Below are 21,016 nucleotides of genomic sequence, written 5' to 3'. Positions count from 1 at the left end.
ATATATGTACTTAATAAATCAGGATTAAAGTTAGAATGACATCCGAACAAATCTGCCAACGCTCCGATATTCTAGGCACTCAAGTCATCACCCGCGACAGAGGTAAACGCTTGGGGGTGGTTAGTCAATTGTGGGTGGACATTGACCGGCGGGAAGTTGTGGCGATCGGTCTGCGTGATAATATATTTGCGGTCGCTGGAATGCCGAGGTTTATGTTCCTCAGCAATGTCAGTGAAATCGGCGACGTGCTGTTGGTGGAAGATGAGAGCGCGATCGAAGATGATGTTGATGTTGAAGCCTACAGCATTTTGATTAACAGCGAAGTTATTACCGAAACCGGCGAACTTTTAGGTAGGGTGCGGGGCTTTAGGTTCGACCCCGAAGACGGTAAGTTAGTTTCTATAATTATCGCTTCCCTGGGAATCCCCCAAATCCCCGACCAAGTTCTCAGCACTTACGAGTTGGGGATTGAAGAAATTGTCAGCAGCGGCCCGAATCGCTTGATTGTGTTTGAAGGTTCCGAGGAAAGGCTCAGGCAGCTTAGTGTGGGTTTGCTGGAGCGCGTCGGTTTGGGTCAAGCACCTTGGGAACGGGAAGAGGACGAGGCAGGTTATTATCCGAAACCCGTGGCTACGGGAAATCAATTGGGCCCGGGCGTGCGGATACCTGCACCGGAAATGCGGAGCCGGGTAGCTGCGCCTGCGGTTGAGGAAGTTCCTTGGGATGAGGATTCGCAGTGGAATCGGCCTGCGGTGCGCCAGCCGCAGCAGCAGATGCGCGCGGTGCAGCCTGAGCCGCTCATCGACGATTACGAGGATTACGAAGAGGATAATTGGGGCGGCGAGGAGGACGATTACGAGGAGGAGTACGAGGCGAAGCCGCAGTACACTCGCCCTGAGACTTCTCGCCCGAAGGCGCCTGTGGTCGAGTACGAGTACGAGGATGATGTGGAGGCTGATGCTTGGGCTGACGATGAGGCACCGAAGCCTTACCAGGCTCCTCGGGTGAACATCCCTGAGAAGACGAAGACTCCTGAGTACGAGGAGGAGCCTGGTTATTAGAAATTAATCGCTCGGTTGAAATTAATCTGGGATTTTTGGGGCGGGCTTGCGTACCCACCCCAGACTTATCTGGGTTGATTTCTTGGGTGGGGGCGAGTTTACAAAATTATTGATTCTAGGCCTAGATGGTTGGAAAAACCCGCCCTTACAAATTGTCGTAGGGGCGGGTTTTGTCCGAGAGATCATTAATCATAAACATTATGAATAAACCCGCCCCCGCAAGGCGATCGATCCGAGTTGATTGTTTGGGCGGAAGCAGGTTTTGCCAGAAATATCGATCGCCCCAGTCCGTGATATCATGTCCGGTGATTTGATTTGCGATTGTTCGCTGTTTTGGGCGATCGGCAAAACGGTCGATTGCTTTCACCGCGATCTAAAGTATGAAAAAAGATATAGCTAAAAATTTTGCTTTTCGGTTAATAACTTATCTAATCTTTCCAATATTTCTATCTGCTACCAGTGCAGAAATTGTCTTACGAGTTGCGGGATACAAACCCTGGCAAATAGAAAATGTTGATGTTGCCGTCGAACCCAAAGGTAACTTTTTTACCAAGGACTCGGAACTTGGATACAAGCATTTGCCTGGTAAATTCAAGGTGACACTTAACGGCAATTACTCATTTAATACAACTCATCTCAATAATAGTTTAAGAATAACACATCCCCTCAATACTTACAATTTATTATCGTCAAAAAAACCTGAGATTTGGATATTCGGCTGTTCTTTTACCTACGGTTGGTCATTGAATGACAGCGAAACTTATGCTTGGTTGCTGCAAGAGAAATTACCCAAATATGAAATAGTGAATTTCGGGGTTAATGGCTACGGCACGCTGCACTCGTTCATTCAATTCAAAGAAGCACTCAAACAAGGAAATAAACCCAAAGTTGCGGTGATTGCTTATGCGGGATTTCATGACCGCCGCAATACTTTGTTAAGGGCGAGAAGAAAGCAAATGGCTGCTTGGAATAAACTCGGTATTTTATTCCAGCCCGATGCTAGGCTGAATGGAGAAAATAATTTTACCTACCAGATGGCAAAACTTGAATATCGCGAGTTTCCGCTGATGCGGGTTTCTGCATTAAGCCATTTTTTGGAGGTTAATTACAATCAATTTGAAGAGGGATTGTACAAAAGTCATGAGGTTTCTAAGGCAATTATTGAAGAGTTTAACCGTATGGCTGAGGCTAATGGTGTTAAGTTAGTTGTGGCGGGAATTAATACAGGTTCTGCTAAGATGTTGGAGGAGTTAAGTCAGGAGGGAATTGCTACGGCGGATATTTCGGTTGATTTGAAAATACCTGCCAATAATAATTTACCTCATGACCTTCATCCAAGTGCGATCGCGAATCGGCAATATGCAGAAAAGTTGGAAGGTTTTTTGCAAGGTACTGTTTTAAGGTAAGTTAACGAACCGCGAAGGCGCAAAGGGCGCGAAGGAAGAGAGAAAGAAGAAGTTTATAAGTTATTTAGGGTTGCGAGAGTGATGGGATTATTGGATTTTGTTTCTTTTAAATTGCCTCGCCAGAGTTTGATTGATGGCTTTTTTCTGTTTTTACTTGTTATTGTAACTGTGGGCGTAACATCAATCTATGTCTCCAGCGAACATACTTTTTATTGGTGGGATTACGCGGGCTACAACACTGCTACAGTCAACACGGCAAATTTATTTCGAGACTCGCCAGATAAAGCATGGCGCGGAGTTATAGAATCGCTATCTAAGGAAAAAAACCTGTTAATTTCTCTGCCCTTAGTGCCGTTTATTCTCTTATTTGGCGAGTCTCGGCTGAGTTACATTCTCAGCGTATCCCTGATTTATGTGCTGCCGTTTCGCCTGTTGCTGGGGGCAATTTCTGCAAAGCTAATTCCAGTTTATCCCCGCCGGGTGTTTTGGTCAACTGTGCTGCTGAGTTTATTAATTCCGATGAGTTGGATACCGACTCTGCGGGGATATCTGGATACTGGCGGCTGTGTGTTTGTAGCCTTGGCAATTTTGGTTTATTTGCAGGATGTTAAGCTGAAATCTTGGTGGAAAATCCCGTTAATTGGGTTTTTGCTGGCGGCGGCGATTCTGTTGCGACGCCATTTTGCTTATAGTGCGATCGCATTTTTTGGTGCAGCGATTTTACAGGCTTTCATCGAGTTTATTGTACTAATATACCCTAGGGCAACGGCGTTGTCGTCTTCAAAAGACAAGGACGTGGCAGTGCCGTTTCCTTACCGATGCTTGTTTGAATCCGGTGTTAAATTGGGTTTAATAGCTGCAACTAGCTTGACTATTTTAATGTTGGTAGCGGGAGATTTTACTCGCAGTGCTCTGACGGTTGACTACCGCAATTTGTATGTCGCTTGGAGTTTGCCTGTAAATGATATTTTAACTCGTTATGCGGATTTTTACGGTTTGGGAACTTGGCTGCTGGTACTGATTGGTTTTTCGGCGGGAATTATCACCCGAATCCCGGTTCCGGCGGCGACTATTTTTGTTTCGTTGTTTGGGGTTTTATCGCTGATTGAATGGCTGTTAGTGTTGCGTTACGGGTACTTGCACTATACAATTCATATTACACCTATCGTACTTTTAGGATTGTCAACATTTTTCTGGACAACTTGGCTGACACTCAAGGGAAAAGTCCGGTATTTGATGCTGGGCACGGCGGGTTTGTACCTGGTTGTAAATGCCGCAGTCGGGTTAATTCCTCTTAAAATTGATTTGCCAACACTGTTTGTGGGTAATTTTCCGCCGTTAGTGCGATCGGACTACGACGAAGTTGTAAAATTAGTAGAGTTTCTGCGAAAATTAGCACCCAACGAAGAACCAATTTATATTGTCGGTGCTTCTAACAATTTCAATGCTAACATCCTCAGACAAGCCAACCGAAAATTAAACCCGCCCGAGGGTTGGTGGAAATTAAATACACTCGGCAGACCGCAAATTGACTCGCGCGATACTTACCCGCTACCGGAGTTGTTGCAGTCACAATATGCGGTGGTTGCTGTACCTTTTCAGCAGGTGTTACCGACTGACGAACAAGTTTTACGATCGCACGAACAAGATGTTGTTAAAGTTGTGTACGATGCCTTTACCCAAAACTGGCAGATTGCCCGCGATTTCCAATTGCTACCGGAACAGTTTAAGCTAGAAAACGGCGTGACTGTCAGCGTTTACCGGAGGAGGCGGCCGACTGATACAGCAACGGCAGTTAGGACTCTGGAGGCGATGCAGCGGCAAATAGTCGATCGACCAGGCACGCAGTTAGATTGGATTAGTTTGCATCAATCAATCTACACAAGTGCCAATTATTCAGTCAGTCAAGAATCCGATAACCTATATAATATAGTAACTCATCCAATTAAAAACAGCAAGAAACTCGATACATCTTTCCTGTATTTAGGTTCCATCTCAGACAAAGCGAAAGTTACCGGCAAACTCAATTTACCTAACAAACAATGTCCGGGAATTGCCCTGCGCTTGACTTTGTGGGACAAGCAAGGTAAATTAGTAGACTCAGCAGAGATGGCTTATAGTCAAAAAAGTGCGATCGGCTTAAATCTATTAGTTGAGGGCAAAAATCCCCTTTATCTGCTGCTTGAGGTATTGAGTAGCAGCAAACAGGATTTAACAAACCAATGCCAACTGGAGATTAACAATTTAGCTGTCAGTAGGTAAATTGAATCGTCAATGCAGAAACATCAAAAATCCAACTGGTATTTTAATCTATCTCTCTCTACTTTTGTCATCATCGGCTCTCTGATGGCAACTGGCTATATTTTCCCGATTGGAGGCAACTTTCCCGAAGTGCCGCCCATTCAATTTATGTTAAATCCTGAACTGTATAAAAATGATTATTACGTTCAGGAAATGGTTAAATTTAATCCGAGATACTACTATTACTATATCATTTATTTGCTCGCAAACTTAGGAACAAGCATTCCCCTAGCGCATTTTATTTATCAATTCCTATCCTTCGGTTCATTTATCCTAGCTTGCTACGCAATTATCAATATCTATACTAATTCCAAACTGCCTGCCGCAGCGATGGCTTTTTTATGTATAGCCGCTTCATTTACAGATGTTGGTAACACGCTGATATTTTCCACCAAATCAGTACCCAGTACCTTCGCAATGGGTTTCGCCATCTGGGGAATTTACTTTAGTTTGCGCCAGAAATGGCTGACAGGATATTTCTTTTTTGGACTGGCTTGTCTGCTGCAGTTCTTAGTGGGTTTGTTACCGGGATTGATGATGGTTCCCATTTTGGTAATTCAATCTGTAAAACAGCGGAAGTTTAAAACATTGATTTTGGCGATCGCACTTTTAGCAGCAATGGCAAGTATCGTTTACGTACCGATGTTATTAACAGGTACTACCAGCACTCACACTATCAACAACGCCCAGTTTGTCTACATTCACGCGAAAGTCCGCAACCCCCACCACATCCTCCCGTCAAATTGGGATGTTGGGAATTGGTTCAACTTTATATGTTTCATAATTGGTGGCTTGCTTTGCATCAAAAATTCCAATTTATTGCCAAAAGAAGACAAGATTAATTTTTCTGTATTTGTTGGAACATCAATTTTTGCACTGTTTCTAAATTACATATTTGTCGAAGTTTACCCGCTGGCTTTTATCGCTAAACTACAGTTAGCTAGAACTGTACCTTTTGCTCAATTAATTATATTTATTGCTATTGCTTTGACGGTCGAGCAACTTTACAGAGAAAAACAAATAGCTATTAGCTTGTTGCTGTTAGCTGTACTAACTTTGCCTTTTAGGGGCATCATTTTCTTAGGATTATCAGTTTGGCAAACAAAAAATTACGTATTGCCGAAACGATATAATATATTGTTGTGGATTGTAGCAGCAGGAACGGTAATTTTCAGCTTGATATATCCGGTGACTGATTCATGGGAAATAATGGGCGATCGAATAATTAGCATCGCAGTTTTTTTCTCAATCCTCGCCTTCCCATTCATGTTAGAAGAAACATCCCTTGCTACATCTATAAAACAGACTCTAACTCACACATTAGCCTTAATAACTACCGCCACCTTAGTTTGTGGAGTAGCAGGAATTATGCCCAAACCTATATTAAATGTATTTCAAACAAGAGTTAATATCAATGCCGTTCCCAGAGACGACTTAAGCAAATTAGCTGTGCGATTTTCGCAAAGTAGCAGCCGCGATTCACTCGTATTAATTCCACCTTCAGTTACCAGCTTCCAGTTTTTCTCCGAAAGAGCGATTGTGGTCAATTTCAAGAACTTTCCCTTTACCGAAAAAGGCATCAAAGAATGGCAAACTCGCATGGAAACCGTTTTAGGAGTCCCCTTAAACCCGCAAATGATTTGGGGAGGAAATGACTTTTTCATCCGCCGTAGCAGTGCCGATTTAGTCAAAGTAGCCAGAAACTATGAGGCCGATTATATCCTGACTCGTACTGACTGGCATCCAAATATGCAAGGGGAAATCGCAGACAAACAAGGCAAATGGATACTGTATAAAATTAGGTAATAGGTAATTGGTAAAACTTTTTAAATCCAAATCTAAATTTTCTCTTAGTCTGCTGAGGCAGACTTTGCTTGTCTAGAAGCAATTTCAAGATCCGATTAATCAGCGTTAATCGGCGGTTAAATATCAAAACCTGAATCATCAATAATTTCGCTAATTTGCTTGTCCACATAATCAGCATCCACATTCCGCGCCATCAACTCAGCTAAAATCCCCAAAGAAATCAACTGCACCGACAGAATTGTACACAAAATCCCAAAAAATAACAAAGGTCGATTCCCGATCGGCCCAAAATTCATCCCCGCCAAATTCAGAAACCAAATAACTATCAAATAACTCAGCGAAACAGTTCCCACCAACCCAAAACACAATCCCAAACCTCCAAACAAATGACCCGGTTTGTGTAAATACTGCGTCGTGGCTAACACCGTCAACAAATCAATAAATCCCCGCGCATAACGTTCCCAGCCGTAATTCGATTTTCCGTGCTTGCGCGGATGATGTTCCACAACTACTTCCCCAATTTTAAACCCTAAATTGTTGGCTAAAGCCGGAATGTAGCGGTGCAATTCCCCGTACAATTTAATCGACTGCAAAACTTCCCTGCGATAAGCTTTAAAACCGCAATTCATATCGTGCATTTGCACCCCCGTCAGCAAACACGCAACGGCATTAAACAGCTTGGAAGGTAAAGTTTTAGAAAGCGGGTCGTTTCGCTGTTTTCGCCAACCAGAAACTAAATCAAATCCCGATTCTAAATGATGTAAAAACTTGGGAATTTCAGCGGGGTCATCCTGAAGGTCAGCATCGAGAGTAAAGATAATTATCCCTGCTGCATTCCGAAATCCTGCTGAAAGTGCGGCAGATTTGCCAAAGTTGCGGCGCATTTTAATCGCTTTAATTAGTTTGGGATGTTGGCTGGCTAAATCTGCGATTTCTTGCCAGGAATAATCGCGGCTACCGTCATCTATGAAAATGACTTCGTAACTGTCAATTCCTGTTTGGAACATGACAAGTTGGATTTTTTTAAACAGCAGTTTGAGGGTGGCTTCTTCGTTGTGAACGGGGATTACGAAGCTGAGATGTTTTGGCATAGGGCTATTCTATTTCATTTGTGTTGTCTCTGAGATTTTTTTATTAACCGCAGAGGGCGCAGAGGGCGCAGAGGAGGAGAAAGAGAGGTTTTTTAGTTTTTATTGATAACTTGGGAGTTTCGCAAGGCTACCCAATCTTTGCGGTTTTTAAAGGAGGCATAAGCTGTCAATAATTTATCTGTTGGTGATGTTTGAATGTATCCTCTCCAAGCTGCGAATTCGTAGGAAGGGCCAAACAATTTAACTAAATCTGGGCGGGGAAATCCTGACAGGGCAAAACCTCGAACGACATTTTCTTGGTTGAGAATGGCAATACATTTTACATTGTTTTCGGGGTCTCCTACCCAGCCAATTACTCTCGCTGCTGTTGGTGCAAGTTGGGTGGCTGTATCAAAATATCCGGGTACTCCGTCTTTGGGCGCTGACAGTAAATTTGGGTCTATTTTTGTGTCTAATGCTGCACAGAAATTGTGTTTTTTGATGTCTCGGTTAAATGGCACTAAATTGTTAGTTTTTAAGGCGTCGATTAACCCGATAAAAGCGGCAGGTTTGTTGCCTACGCGGTCTTTAATTAGCGTTACGTCGGTGATGCCTAATTGCAGTGATAATGCTACTAACGGTTGATAGGTTGCTCTGTGGGCGATCGCCATTGCAGTTTCGCCTCCCACCCCGTACATTAAAATAATGGCGACTGTGGCGACTGCAAACAGCGGTGTCAGCCAACGCCCTTGGATTCTTGGTGTTGGCTGCCACTCGCGCACCCACAATACTGTCAGCACACTTGTGCTCATCCAAAACAAAGCTGGGAGTGTGGCGTAGCGGGAAGCTGTGGCTTGTTCGACACCAAATCCCGATCGACTGACAGCGGCCATTAACGCCGTTTGCAGCGTGTAAAGTTGGATTGATAGCCAAGGCAGCCAATCCGGGCGATCAACCTTTTTTACAAATAGCCAATAACCCACAAAACCCGTCGCTGCAATCAAACCAATTATACCAATAATTGAAGCAACAATAATATTTTCGCTAAAAATTCCGCCGAGATAAGTTGGAATATATTCGAGAGTTTTGAGCGGGTTAATTTTAGTTAAAGAAGGGTGATGAGATGGAGTTTTATAAGTTAAAAAATAAATCCCAATCACTGCAATCGAAGCAATGAAATACAAATAAGTTATTCGCCGAGGAAACCGCAGCACAACAGCAGCAGCACACAATATCGGCCACAAAGCTAAAGGAGTGCTGTAACTAATACAGCCTAAAACGCCAAAAACAATGCTGCCAATTACCCACTTATTTTGTAAAGGCGGGGGCGAGCACGGGGGCACCGCCCCTACAAACTCGTCACCAGGCTCCGCCTCCCTTTTACTTGACAAAAGCGTCGCATAGGATTGCAAACAAAATATCGAACAAATCACCAATAAATTAGCAATTATCCAGTGAACACCGCTGAATCCCCGCATCCAATTGTGAGCCGCCGCCGGAGTAAAATTAAAAATAGAAATGCAAAGGAGTAGCGAGATAAATTGCAGCGGAAAACGCCTCAATTTGAACGGCAGCAGAGCAATTAATACGTGACACTGAATCCAAGCCAAGAACCAGGCAACTAAACATAAACCAATATTTGAACCTTGGGTGACAGCTATATTCAAGCCATAAATAATAGCCGGAATCAAGACAAAATGCTCGTTCGCCCGAAATATCCAATTAAAAGGATTTGTAGAGAAACCGTCTACTGAATAGAAATTCCACGTCATCCACCAATAATCAAAATTAGACAAGTCTCCCGCTTGGGATATCAAGTACAAAATATATGAAGCTGGTATTAGAATGCCGAGAACTGATGCGGCAATTAAAATATATGGTGGCTTGACTTTCATGGATTGGGAGATTGCGATATTTTTAATCGATTTGGGCTAAGTTGTACGCGCTGAGATTAAAAAAACCGGGTTTTTTACTTGATTGAGGGTTTGAACCAAGTATTTTGGTGAAAAAACCCGGTTTCTGGCTAGTTTACAGATTTACTCAATTTTTTATTTCACTTCTCTTGCCAGCATTTGTCTGAGTCCTTGCTGCCAGTGGGGAGGATACGTGCCTAAAAGTGCTGATATTTTAACCGTAGAGAGGACAGAAAAAGCCGGACGTTTGGCGGGTGTCGGGTATTCGGCGGTGGTGATGGGAATTACGCGCTGAACTTTTAGGGGAAAGCCGAGTTGTGCTGCTTCCTCAAAAATGGCGATCGCAAAATCGTACCAACTACAAACACCGCTGTTAGTGTAGTGGTAAGTCCCAAAACTTTCTTGCCCAAGGAGAGGAATAATTTGCGAAGTCGCCGTACTTAAATCGGCCGTCCAAGTAGGGCTTCCGATCTGATCTGCTACTACTCGAATTTCTTCCCTTTCCTTTCCCAACCTCAGCATGGTTTTGACAAAATTACCTTTGCCGCCGTTGCCGTAAACCCACGCCGTTCTAATAATAATATGTCGGTTTCCCGCTTTCCGAATTGCTTCCTCGCCTGCTAATTTAGACTTGCCGTAAGTTCCCAGCGGGTTTGTAGAATCTGTTTCCAGATAAGCAGAACCGTGACTACCGTCAAATACATAATCAGTAGAAAAGTGAATCAAACTTGCTCCCAGTTTTTCGCATTCTTCTGCGAGAATTCCGGGTGCAATGCCGTTGACTGCGTGTGCTAATTCGGGTTCGCTTTCTGCTTTATCTACCGCAGTATAAGCACCCGCATTGACTACTAAATCCGGTTGAATTTCAGCCATTGCCTGACGGATGCTTTCCGGTTGGGATAAATCGAGGCGAGTGCGATCGACCGCAATTACCTCTCCCGAAGATAATAAAATCGGCTGCAATTCTTGAGCTAGCTGTCCGCTGCCGCCTGCAAGTAAAATTTTCATAATCAAAACACTTGAGCTGTTTTCAACGTTTGTCCAGCTTGGTCTTTAGCTGATAAGATTGGTTGGGCACCATCTAGCGGCCAGTCGATCGCCAAATCGGGGTCATTCCACAGGATACACCGCTCGTGTGCCGGTGCATAATAATCTGTAGTTTTATACAAAACTTCAGCCGTCTCCGAAACCACTAAAAAACCGTGAGCAAATCCCGCCGGCACCCAAAATTGCCGTTTATTTTCTGCACTCAGCAAACACCCCACCCACTTTCCGAAATTTGGCGAACTTTGTCTAATATCCACCGCTACATCAAATATTTCGCCAGCAACTACCCGCAGCAATTTGCCTTGAGGCTGCTGCAGTTGGTAGTGCAAACCGCGCAACACATTTTTAGAGGATTTGGAATGATTGTCTTGAACAAATGCTGCCGTCACACCTGTTTTTTCGATAAAAGCTTTGTGATTGAAACTTTCAAAAAAGAAACCGCGATCGTCCCCGAAAATTTTTGGCTCAATGATCAGAACTTCCGGTATTTCAGTAGATATAACATTCATAGTTGGCTGTATCGCGTGATAAACTCATACTCAGTCTAGGCTATTTTACTATGAAAACTGACACATATCTCAAAAAGTTGTATGCCAACCGCTTTGATTCGCGACAAATGCAAGCGAAGGTGGCACTATGGAAAGTTTTAATTGACTACTTCTTACAAGATTATGTTCCTCCCGAATCAGCCGTTTTAGATATTGGTGGCGGTTACTGCGAGTTTATAAATCAAATTCAGGCTAAAAAAAAATGTTTAATTGACCTCAATCCCGATTCCAAGTTATTTGCCAATCCTGATGTAAAAGTGCTGAACATTGATGTTTTAAGTTTTGACGATAAACCAGATTTTAGCGAAGAGTTTGATCGGATATTTATCTCTAACTTTTTTGAACATCTCCGCAATAAGGAAGAACTAATCCAAATTATCTCATTTTGCTTTGAGGCGCTTAAGCCAGGGGGTTGTTTGTTAGTTGTTCAACCAAATTTCAAATATTCTTTCAAAGAATACTACGATTTTATCGATCATCAATTACCGATTACCCACTTATCGCTGCAAGAACTTTTACAAACCGTCGGCTTTGAAATCGACCTAATTATACCCAGATTTTTACCATTTTCGACCAAAGGCAGACCCGCATCGCCCTGGCTTTTAAAAATTTACTTAAAATTGCCTTTTTTGTGGCTGTTTTTGGGAGGCCAAATGTTTGTTAAAGCATCAAAAAAAAACAATATAGGCAGAGACTCATGACACGCATTCCCAGTCAGATCCAGGCAGAGAGATACATCTGCGTTTATCCGCGTCTATCCGCCTGCTTCTGGGGTTAAAAAATCCCTACAAAATCGAACTTAAAACTACCTCATTAGCAGCAATCCAATCATAAATATCCTGCAAAGCCGCTTCAGGCCCAATAACAGGCCGCCACCCTGTTTTCTCCATCACCCTAGAAGAATCAGTAATAAAAATCGGAATATCCCCCGCGCGTTCCTCCAAAACAGGATTAATTGGAATCGATTTTCCGGTAATCTTTTGGCACAAATCAGTTGTCTCAACCAAAGAAAGACTGTTGCTCACACCGCCGCCAACATTAAAAACTTCGCCGTCAAATTCAGCAAAATGTTCTAACTGGTAATTAAGTAACCTCAACAAGTCTTCAACGTGCAGTAAATCCCTAACCTGCTTACCGCTGCCACCAAAACCGATGTAATTCAGCGACTTTTGAAAATAGTGAGCAGCCACCCACAAACCGCAAACTCCCTGATCGACTTTACCCATTTGCCAAGCACCAGTAATTAACCCGCAGCGGTTAATAATTGCCGGCACATTGTATGCTTCCCTGTATTCCTCAATCAGCAATTCGGAAGCTAATTTAGTTGCTCCGTAAAGCGAACGGTGTCCTTTTAATGGGAAGTCTTCTGATATGCCTAACTCCGATATACCGGGTAAAGTTTGCTCAGGGGCGATCGCAAATCTATTCGGCAACTCTAACAGCTTAACCGATTTGACACTGGCGATCGGATAAACCCGACTCGTAGACAAAAACAGCAAACTCGCACCCGTTTGTCTCGCCAACTCCAAAACATTCACAGTGCCCAGTAAATTCGTCTGCAAAACGTACTGAGGCGAACTAAAACCAGCCAGCACAGAAGGCTCCGCAGCACAATCTATAATGCAGTCAGCATTCAGTGCAACTGGATCTAAATCGGCCGCTGTACGAATGTCCCCGTACACAAACTGAATCCCGCAACTTTTAAGCCGAGGCAGATTCAATTCAGAACCCCGGCGACGCAGGTTATCCAAACAAATTATTTGCCATTCCGGGTGCAGTTTCTTCAGGCCAATTGCCAAACAACTGCCGATGAAACCCGCACCGCCCACAATTAAGATTCTCTCAGGCATTCACTTTTAATTTTGCTATCTTTCTAGTCCGGTGGTAGTCGCCGCGAGAGAGATGTTTTTCCAGCCACACATACAAGACAATAAACAAATATCGACTGCCCATCTCTTTGATTTTCAGCTTAGAAATACCAGCAGTCCGATTGTACCACCTCAGAGGAATCACCGTATAGGAAAAACCCCGAACAATTGCTTTTAAAGGCAGTTCCACTGTCAAATTGAAATGATGGCTCAAAATCGGTTGTACGCCTTCAATTACTTCTCGGCGGTAAATTTTAAAAGCATTGGTGACATCGCTGTACCGCAAGCCGAAAATACTTTTGACAAACCAGTTTGCTAAGCGGTTAATTGCTAACTTGTGAATTGGATAATCAACCACAAAGCCACCTTTGATAAAGCGGGAACCAAAAACGCAATCATATCCTTCTTGCAGCTTGCGGTATCCTGCTACCAAATCGATCGGATCGTCGGAAGCATCCGCCATCACAATTGCTGCTGCATCTCCGTCAAATTCCGCCAAACCCCGGCGCACGGCAAATCCGAAACCATTCGGAGGTTGATTGTTGATGTATCTAACTGTGGGAAAAGTCTCTGACAACTCCTGGCAAATATCAATAGTTCGATCGACACTGTTGTCATTCACAATCAAAATTTCGTGCGGAATGCCTTCTAAATCGAGCGTCTGGGCGATCGCCCGCACAGTACCGTACAAACAGCCCTCCTCATTGTGGGCTGGTATAATCACAGAAATTTTCACTCCTCATCCTCCGCGCAACTGGACAAACTGGTTGTCCACAGGATTATACACCCAAGCTTTAATTTCAGTTTGGGCGATCGGCAAATTATTATCCGGCAAATCAACAGCCCACCTTGCATTGTTGTATAACTCAGATTTTAAACTCTCAGCAATGTCGGGACTGTCCAAATTTACATAAGCGTTAGCAAAAAAAGATTTTTTGTCGCCCAGAGATAGCAGTACAATATTCGGCTGTTCCAATTTTTCTGGCAAAACCGCCCAACCAGCAGCCTTGACAGCATCATTTTGCTTAACAGTCAAGGATTTATTGCTGGTTTGAGGTTTGTCTAAATAGCCGTACACTTTCTCGGTATTAGAAATAAACTCTATATTTTTCGCGAACTTTATCCAACCTATTTTGTCGATAATTGCAGCGCCTTCTCTTACCAGCCAAGTTTTTTTGCTCAGCACCCTCAAACAGCTTTCCGGCGAATTTTTGAAAAAATCCGAGGGTTCCAGATAGTTAATTAACTGCAAACAATCGTGAGCGCCTTGTTTGTAAAGAATTGCCGCTCTACTTGGGGCTATCGCCTGTTGAGAATTCACAATAATTGTAGCAATTAACAGCCCTGCTACTACGCGATAAATAATTTTATAATTACTCCTTAACCTTGCTTTTGTTTCTTGATAATTACCTCGAACAAACAATTGCCCTAGCTGAACCAAAGCAATTAAGAGCAAAATCGAATTAGTGGTATATCTCGACGATTCAAGCGCGTGAATTGCCCCAAATTCTGCCCTCCCAGCCGTAATAAACAAAGAAGATAAAAGCGAAAAAAAACCTATTAACAGCCAAGGTAAAGCCTGATGTTGCAATCCTAAAGGAATTGTGGAATGGGCATCTTCCCGTAATTCTAAATGAATTGTGAGATGGGCATCTTGCCCGTCCAGCGTGGCAGCCTGAACCACGTTGATAACTGAGTTGGGATTGCTATAGCTTTCAGCAATATCATTGCTATCTGTGATTCCGAGGAGCGAAGGAATCGCCGGGACTTGAGGTTGCTTTGGGAAGTTAGCATTCACAGATGAAGCTAGCGAACTTGATATAATTTTTTTTCCAAAATAAACTACAAAAAATATAAACTTTGCCAAAATTACCAATCCTACAAATGCCGAAATTCCCGGCGATCGCACAATTGGCGAACCCAGCAAGCTTAAAAGGTAATCAATAACCACAAGCGGCTTATTCAACAATGAAATAATACTTGCTTTCCGACTAGGATGATAATCTATTGAGTAAACAGCACAAGTTGCCACAAACAGCAGCATCCATGCGAGCGCTCTTTTTCGTTTCTGCGCTGCATTTCCCTCCAAAGCCGCCACAGCCGGAATCGCAGCCAACCAAGATAGCAAACCTTGAGCGAGCGAAAAACTCGCAAGAAAGCAGAATACAGCAGCAATAGAGATTCTAATATTAGGCAATAATTTGTGATTTGAAACCAGCGCATAAACCGCAGCGACAAAACACAAATTCACGAAAAACCACGCTAATTGAAATCCCCAAAGCCAGTTTTCGTGCTGAACTAGAGAGAAAAGCAAAATACAAGTTAAAATATTAGCTAAATGCCACAAATCATCCGCGACATTCTTAACGGGCATCGAGGATAACTTGTACATAGCGATAAAAGTTATCGCAGCCAAACCTATGCTGAGACACAACTGATAATTAATATTCCATCGGGAAGCAAAAGCCAGCACCGCAATAATTATTTTAGGGAAAAGTATGCGGTGGTTGCTGTGCAAAGCCCAAAAATCGTTAAAAGTTACATTTCCCGCAGCTATTTTTTCAAAAAGGCTAGCTAACCTCCACTCGTCATCAACGGGAACGTTAACGCTAAAATTCGCTACAAATCCGATTAAGAAGAGGACAGGAATTAAATATAAAGTAAATAAGATTAATTTTTTCATCAATGTGCGATCGCACCGATTGCCATCACCATTTTATATCAACCCGGCTTAAATACCCTTTATTTTTTTCTCAGCGAAGGACGTTCGGCGAAGCTCACTCTAGCCACCGACGAAAGTTTGACTTTTGAGGGGTTTTAACCACCTAATTTGATCGAGGAGGTGGTATTTACTTATAGCGGTAAGGTGCGCTAGGCGCACCCTACTTCTTGATAGCGGTTAACCGAATTACTTAATAGTCTTGAACGTATCCATTTTCCCTGTAAATCGGTTGATAAACATCTGCAAAACACTCCGCTTGCCAATATTGATATTAGAACTCACGGACATTCCCGACTGCAAGTTAACCTCCACTTCATTTGCCTTGCCCTTGTTCAAAACAAACTTCTGATTTTTGAGCTTAATTTTGGTTTTGAAAGCATAGTATTTCCGCAGTTCAGTAGGAGGCTCAGCATCGCTGCTAATCTCTATCACTTCACCCTCAGCAGTACCAAACTCCAGCGCCGGGAAAGCTTCTACATTCACTTCCACAGGCACGCATTGGTATTTCGTCAAACCCAGTTTCTCTCTGTTAACTTCCTTCTCTGGACAAACGCAACTTTTACCTATTTCGCAGTCAATCTTTTCTCCGTCTAATTGCTTGCCGTGATACTGTTCCAATTTTGCCCGCTTCTGTCTCAAAGCATCCAATACCAAAGCCACATTGCTGTTTTCCAGGTAAACCACTGCTTGCAGACCGTTTTCGTCATCCAAAACTTTGAGCAGCTTTTCAGTTTGCTGCGCTTCGTAATAAGCTTCTTCGCAGCGTGCTGGGCGCGGTTCGCCCGGTTTCACCACCGAATTAATAATGGATTGGCATATCGGATCTTTCGCTATATCCAGCTTAGCTTTCTCCTTCTTAGAAGGTTTCAAATCGAAGATAACACCGGATACCGGAGCTTTCAGAACTTGAGTGTCGCGGTTCTGTTGAGCCTTTTCTAGCTGAGCGTTCACCTCGGACAACTTTTTCAGGTTTTCCACTTTGAAGCGGCTTAGCTGAGAATCGCTGCTGGCAATTTGTTTCTCGTTTTCAGCAATTTTGCTGTAAAGTTCTTTGGCCCAGGAATCCTTGGTGTTTTTTAACTGTTCTTGGGCGCGGGCGATGGACTCCTGAATGCGTGCTTGCTCTCCTTGCTGGCGCTGTATGTCAGCACTAATTTTTTGGATGTCACCTTGACGCGCGTTAATTTCGCCTCGGCGCGTATTGATTTCACCGAGGCGTGTGTTAATTTCGCCTTTGCGAGAGTTGATTTCACCTTCGCGCTGCTTGATTTGATCTTGCTGTTTGAGAACGTCGCTTTGGCCTCTGAAAACATCTTGCTCTTGACGTTCTTTTTGCAGTTCAGCAATGGCTCCTTCCTCCACCAGGGGAGCGAGTCTGCCTAGAATGTTTTGGTTCGACTTCAATACTTGTTGGGATTTCGCTAACTGTTCTTGGGCCAAATCTCTCTGAGCCAGGGCTGATTTTACTTGCTCTTGCGAAGAACTTAACTGCTGCTGAGCATAATTTAATTGGTTCTGGGCAAAACCCAATTGTTGCTGTGCCACTGTCATTTGATCGCCGGCGGCTTTCTCAGCATCCTGAGCTTGCTTCAGTTGTTTTTCCAACTCCTGAACTTGGCCTTGAGCTGCGGCTACGCGAGACAGAAATTCCGATCGATAATTAACATAAAGTCCTTGCTGAGCAGCATCAAAATTTCCGCTGGCTCCCCTGTTGAGGTACAGTTCGTCAATCAAAGCTTGCAGCACTTGATTTTGTGCCGTGAGGCTCTGTCTGTCCTTGATTGTTGATTCTAGGTTAGAAGGAACAGCGCCTTGAATTTTGCCGTTGACAACATCTTCGTAAAATTTATTTTCCTTTTCCAGAGCTTCTTTAGTTTTCTGAATCGATGTTAAATCGGCGCTGGGTGCAAGGGGGTTGAAAGTGAGCAGAGGCTGGTTCTTTTCCACGCGATCGCCATTTTCAACGTGAAGTCTGACCACAGCGCCCGTAGCAGGTGCTTGGATGTCTCTAGCACCATCTTTTAGCTCTAATTGGCCCACAGCGGGGACAGCTTGCTCTACGCTAGCAAAATAAGCCCAAACTACAGCAGAAGTGGTCATCAGCATGATCATCCACAAAAACAAGTGCGACCAAATCGCTGGTTTTTCTAGAATGACTGGTTGCTCAGAAAGTATTACCGATTTCATAGCCATTTGTTAGTTGTCAGTTGTTAAGCGTTAGCGATCAGTTGTGAGTTGTTAGATATCAGGTATTCGATGACTCTTGTTGTTGGAAGAGGCAGTAGTAACGCCCTTTAAGAGCCATTAATTCTTTATGAGTTCCCCGCTCGACTACAGAACCTTGATCCATCATAATAATTATGTCGGCGTTTTGGATTGTAGTCAGGCGGTGAGTAATGAAAAACACCGTGCGACCGGCGAAAGCTTCTGCTAAGTTATTGCAAACTTGGCGTTCGGAATGGTAGTCGAGAGCGCTTGTAGCTTCGTCCAAAATCAGCAGTTTCGGGTTTTGCAAAATCGTCCGGGCGATCGCCAAACGCTGCCTTTGGCCCCCAGAAAGCGATGCACCCCGCTCTCCCACCACCGTATTGTACCCAGCAGGCAAGCCCATAATAAAATCGTGAGCTACCGCTAATTTCGCAGCTCGCACAATCTCATCCGTACTCGCATCGGGATTACTCAGAGCAATATTTTCCTGAACAGTACAGTTAAACAGCAAAGTATCTTGCAATACCACCCCTAGTTGGCTGCGAAGCGAGTACAGTTCCACCTTAGAAATGTCATAGCCGTCAATAAAAATCCGGCCCGACAGCGGCGGATAAAGACGCTGCAACAGCTTCATCGCCGTACTTTTACCGGAACCGCTTCCACCCACAATTCCCACAAAACTGCCAGCGGGAAATTCCAAATTCACATTAGCCAATTGCAGTGGCCCGCTTTCGAGAAATCGGAAGGAAACCTCCTCATAGGTAACCTGCCCTTGAATAGCCGGCAGCGGGATATTGTTCCGGTCTTCATCGCTGGTTTCGGTCGGAGTATCGACAACATCCTTAAGCATATCGATCGACATCGAGACTTCTTGGAAACTCTGCCACACGCTCACAAAACGCAGCAGCGAACCAGTCACGTTCCCGGAAATAATTCGGAAAGCAATCAACTGACCCAAAGTAATCTCATTTCCCAGTACCAAATAAGCTCCCACCCACAACTGAGCTAAGTTACCCACCTGGTTTAAAAAACCGCTAATTGTACCCGCCGCAGTCCCCGTGATAATTGTTTTAAAACTGGCTGTAATGTATTTTGCGTAGCGGCTCGACCACTCCCAACGGGATTTCAATTCTATATTTTGAGCCTTAACAGTTTGAATCCCGCCGACTACTTCAACTAAATAAGATTGAGCGTCCGAAAAACGCATATTTCTCTGTTTTATCAGGCGCAGCACCAGCGGATTGATTAGAATAATCATCAGCCCCAGTATCGGTACCACTGCCAAAGATACAAAAGTTAGCTGCACGCTGTAGGAGAGCATAACGGCGACGTAAACCACCGAAAATACTGCATCGAGAACCACTGTCAGAGCTGTGCTCGTCATGAATTCCCGAATCTGGCCCATCATGCTGAATTTGTAAACCAGATCTCCCACGCGCCGATTGTCAAAGTAATTTTGGGGCAGCCGCAGCAAGTGGTCGATGACTTCTGCACTCAATTTGACATCAATGCGGTTTGAGGTATCTATAAACAAAAAGGTACGCAATCCGTTGAGCAGTCCTTCAAACAGAGCAACACCTAACAGAAACGCCCCCAAAATATCCAAGGTGTCAATGCTGCGCTGACCTAATACTTTATCAATAATTACTTGGCTGATTAATGGGTTTGCCAGACCAAATAACTGTACAAAAAACGAAGCGAGCAACACCTCAAAAAACACTGTCTTGTGTTCCATGAGCGCCGGCACAAACCACCAGAAGCTGAACTGCTCTTTTTGTTCAACTTGCGGAGCTTGCAGCAGCAGGACTTCTCCCTGTTCTCCCCAGATTTCTTTAAACTGAGGTACCCGCTTCCGCATCAACCCTTTTTCGGGTGTGGCGATCACCAATTCTTGCTCGGTAATGCTGTAAATAATGGCAAAGCTGTCTTCCCATTTGATCATTACCGGGGCTTTGATGCGGTTGATGGCTTCGGCTGGGACTTGCGCCAATTGGGGCGTGAGGCCGATGCTTTGGGCGATCGCCCCGCAGGCTTGCATACTGATAGAACCAGCGGTTTTTAACTGATTTTCTAGAACTTTGCGGATGATATCTCGACGAAATTTTAGACCGAAATACTTGCTCAACATTTGGAAGCAAGCTAGCGGGCTGTCAATCTGCCCTTTGGCGCGGAAAACTGGGTATCTCCCCGCATCCTTTGGTTGGTCGGTTTTGGGTTCTGGGGGGCGATCTGGGGCGTCTATAACCGTGATCGATGTTCCGCCGGGCGGATTCGGCCCTAGACCTACTGTATCTGTCGTGCCATTTGATGGCTCTGTTTCGGGTTGGGGTTCTGGGGGTTCCCGGAAGCCGACCAAGCGGGCGCCGAGGCGGCCTTCTACTTTTAAGGATTTGGCTGCGTTTTCCACAGAGAAGCGACTGCCGGTGGGAAAGTCGCCCAAGACGCCGCTGCTGACGAGCCAAACTCGATCGGCATCTAGCTCTTTGGCGATGTCTTGAGTTTTTTTGTTGCCGTTTGGTACGTTGACAACTGTCGCATCTTGCCAAGCTTGCAAGGTGAGTTCCTTGAGATTGGAAGTGCCGTCGGCTTGGCGCTGCAATTCCAGGCTCAACAGTTCAAATACTTCGCTCAAGGAACAGTGTTCGCGAAAGGCTTCTCCAAAGGTCGGCTGTTTTTCCAGTACGCTCAGGAAATCTTCGGCAGGTAGCACGATCGCGATCACATCTGTAGAGGCGATCGCCGTTTCGCAGGGAACCCCCCTGAGCAAGCCAGCCCAGCCCAGGATTTCCTTCGACTGCACCAAACGTAAACTTACGTGGCGCTGCGAGCGCTGGTCAAAGCCCAGGAGCCGGGCCTGACCTTGATAGATAATTGCCACCTGAGTCGGCATTTTTTCCCGTTCAAACAGGGGTTGCCCCGTCCGGTAGCCGAGGAGTTGGCATTTAGCCACCAAGGCTGACAGAGCCGTCTCTGAGAGTCGGTCAAAGGGAGGTGTTTTAGCTAGGAAATCCTGAATTTGGGAGAGGGAAACAGCGGAAGAAGTCATCCGATTTTAGATTTTAGATT

At 44.4% G+C, this 21,016-nt stretch carries 15 protein-coding genes; 5 read left to right on the top strand and 10 right to left on the bottom strand.

Features of this window, described 5'->3' with window-relative positions; all coding sequences use genetic code 11:
- Positions 1-35 precede the first annotated feature (35 nt).
- The gene (locus QUB33_RS00175; RefSeq protein ID WP_333345699.1) at positions 36-1,061 is read left to right on the top strand and encodes a PRC-barrel domain-containing protein; all 1,026 of its coding nucleotides are present in this window, start codon (positions 36-38) and stop codon (positions 1,059-1,061) included.
- A 145-nt stretch (positions 1,062-1,206) separates the two neighbouring features.
- On the opposite strand, the gene QUB33_RS00170 is transcribed toward QUB33_RS00175, so the two are convergent.
- Positions 1,207-1,428, bottom strand: coding sequence for a hypothetical protein (locus QUB33_RS00170; RefSeq protein ID WP_333345695.1), 222 nt, complete (start codon positions 1,426-1,428; stop codon positions 1,207-1,209).
- Between the two features lie 13 nt (positions 1,429-1,441).
- Between QUB33_RS00170 and QUB33_RS00165 the strand changes: the two genes are divergently transcribed.
- From QUB33_RS00165 to QUB33_RS00155, 3 genes are all read left to right on the top strand, one after another.
- Positions 1,442-2,467 carry an SGNH/GDSL hydrolase family protein gene (locus QUB33_RS00165; protein ID WP_333345692.1) on the top strand — a complete coding sequence of 342 codons (1,026 nt, stop codon included), beginning with the start codon at positions 1,442-1,444 and terminating at the stop codon, positions 2,465-2,467.
- Positions 2,468-2,635: 168 nt separating this feature from the next.
- A complete protein-coding gene (locus QUB33_RS00160; protein ID WP_333345688.1) occupies positions 2,636-4,729 on the top strand; it encodes a hypothetical protein in 2,094 nt (697 codons plus the stop codon).
- Between the two features lie 12 nt (positions 4,730-4,741).
- On the top strand, positions 4,742-6,574 hold the full coding sequence (locus QUB33_RS00155) for a DUF6798 domain-containing protein (protein WP_333345685.1): 1,833 nt from the start codon (positions 4,742-4,744) through the stop codon (positions 6,572-6,574).
- Positions 6,575-6,690: 116 nt separating this feature from the next.
- Here the strand turns inward: QUB33_RS00155 and QUB33_RS00150 are convergent, their stop codons facing one another.
- The 4 genes from QUB33_RS00150 to rfbC form a co-directional block, all read right to left on the bottom strand.
- On the bottom strand, positions 6,691-7,665 hold the full coding sequence (locus QUB33_RS00150; protein ID WP_333345680.1) for a glycosyltransferase family 2 protein: 975 nt from the start codon (positions 7,663-7,665) through the stop codon (positions 6,691-6,693).
- Positions 7,666-7,757: 92 nt separating this feature from the next.
- Positions 7,758-9,539, bottom strand: a complete 1,782-nt coding sequence (locus QUB33_RS00145; RefSeq protein ID WP_333345677.1) for a hypothetical protein — start codon at positions 9,537-9,539, stop codon at positions 7,758-7,760.
- Positions 9,540-9,692: 153 nt separating this feature from the next.
- Positions 9,693-10,565: a dTDP-4-dehydrorhamnose reductase gene (gene rfbD / locus QUB33_RS00140; RefSeq protein ID WP_333345675.1), complete on the bottom strand. Its 873-nt coding sequence runs from the start codon at positions 10,563-10,565 to the stop codon at positions 9,693-9,695.
- 2 nt (positions 10,566-10,567) lie between these two features.
- Positions 10,568-11,113 (bottom strand): dTDP-4-dehydrorhamnose 3,5-epimerase, encoded by a 546-nt coding sequence (gene rfbC / locus QUB33_RS00135; protein ID WP_333345672.1) that lies wholly within the window; start codon positions 11,111-11,113, stop codon positions 10,568-10,570.
- 50 nt (positions 11,114-11,163) lie between these two features.
- Between rfbC and QUB33_RS00130 the strand changes: the two genes are divergently transcribed.
- Positions 11,164-11,853, top strand: coding sequence for a methyltransferase domain-containing protein (locus QUB33_RS00130; protein WP_333345669.1), 690 nt, complete (start codon positions 11,164-11,166; stop codon positions 11,851-11,853).
- Positions 11,854-11,937: 84 nt separating this feature from the next.
- On the opposite strand, the gene QUB33_RS00125 is transcribed toward QUB33_RS00130, so the two are convergent.
- The 5 genes from QUB33_RS00125 to QUB33_RS00105 all read right to left on the bottom strand — a co-directional run bounded on the left by QUB33_RS00125 (position 11,938) and on the right by QUB33_RS00105 (position 20,996).
- A complete protein-coding gene (locus tag QUB33_RS00125) occupies positions 11,938-13,002 on the bottom strand; it encodes an NAD-dependent epimerase/dehydratase family protein (protein ID WP_333345666.1) in 1,065 nt (354 codons plus the stop codon).
- Entirely contained in the window at positions 12,995-13,756 is a 762-nt protein-coding gene (locus tag QUB33_RS00120; RefSeq protein ID WP_015174080.1) for a glycosyltransferase family 2 protein, read from the bottom strand. Before QUB33_RS00120 ends, QUB33_RS00125 begins: the two co-directional genes overlap by 8 nt.
- A gap of 3 nt (positions 13,757-13,759) precedes the next feature.
- Positions 13,760-15,703, bottom strand: a complete 1,944-nt coding sequence (locus QUB33_RS00115; protein ID WP_333345660.1) for a hypothetical protein — start codon at positions 15,701-15,703, stop codon at positions 13,760-13,762.
- Between the two features lie 225 nt (positions 15,704-15,928).
- The gene (locus QUB33_RS00110; RefSeq protein ID WP_333345657.1) at positions 15,929-17,935 is read right to left on the bottom strand and encodes a chromosome partitioning protein ParA; all 2,007 of its coding nucleotides are present in this window, start codon (positions 17,933-17,935) and stop codon (positions 15,929-15,931) included.
- A 52-nt stretch (positions 17,936-17,987) separates the two neighbouring features.
- Positions 17,988-20,996, bottom strand: coding sequence for a peptidase domain-containing ABC transporter (locus tag QUB33_RS00105; protein ID WP_333345656.1), 3,009 nt, complete (start codon positions 20,994-20,996; stop codon positions 17,988-17,990).
- Positions 20,997-21,016 lie beyond the last annotated feature (20 nt).

Origin of the sequence: Microcoleus sp. B3-A4 (assembly GCF_036705385.1) — a bacterium.
In the GTDB taxonomy this organism is placed as follows: domain Bacteria; phylum Cyanobacteriota; class Cyanobacteriia; order Cyanobacteriales; family Microcoleaceae; genus Microcoleus.
The sequence above is the reverse complement of the archived record's forward strand: the minus strand, read 5'-3'. Positions and strand labels throughout refer to the sequence as shown.

What these genes read in the sequence shown, in the direction of transcription:
- QUB33_RS00175 (WP_333345699.1), top strand. Translation starts at nt 36, where the DNA reads ATGACATCCGAACAAATCTGCCAACGCTCCGATATTCTAGGCACTCAA.
- QUB33_RS00165 (WP_333345692.1), top strand. Translation starts at nt 1,442, where the DNA reads ATGAAAAAAGATATAGCTAAAAATTTTGCTTTTCGGTTAATAACTTAT.
- QUB33_RS00155 (WP_333345685.1), top strand. Translation starts at nt 4,742, where the DNA reads ATGCAGAAACATCAAAAATCCAACTGGTATTTTAATCTATCTCTCTCT.
- QUB33_RS00150 (WP_333345680.1), bottom strand. Translation starts at nt 7,665, where the DNA reads ATGCCAAAACATCTCAGCTTCGTAATCCCCGTTCACAACGAAGAAGCC.
- QUB33_RS00145 (WP_333345677.1), bottom strand. Translation starts at nt 9,539, where the DNA reads ATGAAAGTCAAGCCACCATATATTTTAATTGCCGCATCAGTTCTCGGC.
- rfbD (WP_333345675.1), bottom strand. Translation starts at nt 10,565, where the DNA reads ATGAAAATTTTACTTGCAGGCGGCAGCGGACAGCTAGCTCAAGAATTG.
- rfbC (WP_333345672.1), bottom strand. Translation starts at nt 11,113, where the DNA reads ATGAATGTTATATCTACTGAAATACCGGAAGTTCTGATCATTGAGCCA.
- QUB33_RS00130 (WP_333345669.1), top strand. Translation starts at nt 11,164, where the DNA reads ATGAAAACTGACACATATCTCAAAAAGTTGTATGCCAACCGCTTTGAT.
- QUB33_RS00125 (WP_333345666.1), bottom strand. Translation starts at nt 13,002, where the DNA reads ATGCCTGAGAGAATCTTAATTGTGGGCGGTGCGGGTTTCATCGGCAGT.
- QUB33_RS00115 (WP_333345660.1), bottom strand. Translation starts at nt 15,703, where the DNA reads ATGAAAAAATTAATCTTATTTACTTTATATTTAATTCCTGTCCTCTTC.
- QUB33_RS00110 (WP_333345657.1), bottom strand. Translation starts at nt 17,935, where the DNA reads ATGGCTATGAAATCGGTAATACTTTCTGAGCAACCAGTCATTCTAGAA.
- QUB33_RS00105 (WP_333345656.1), bottom strand. Translation starts at nt 20,996, where the DNA reads ATGACTTCTTCCGCTGTTTCCCTCTCCCAAATTCAGGATTTCCTAGCT.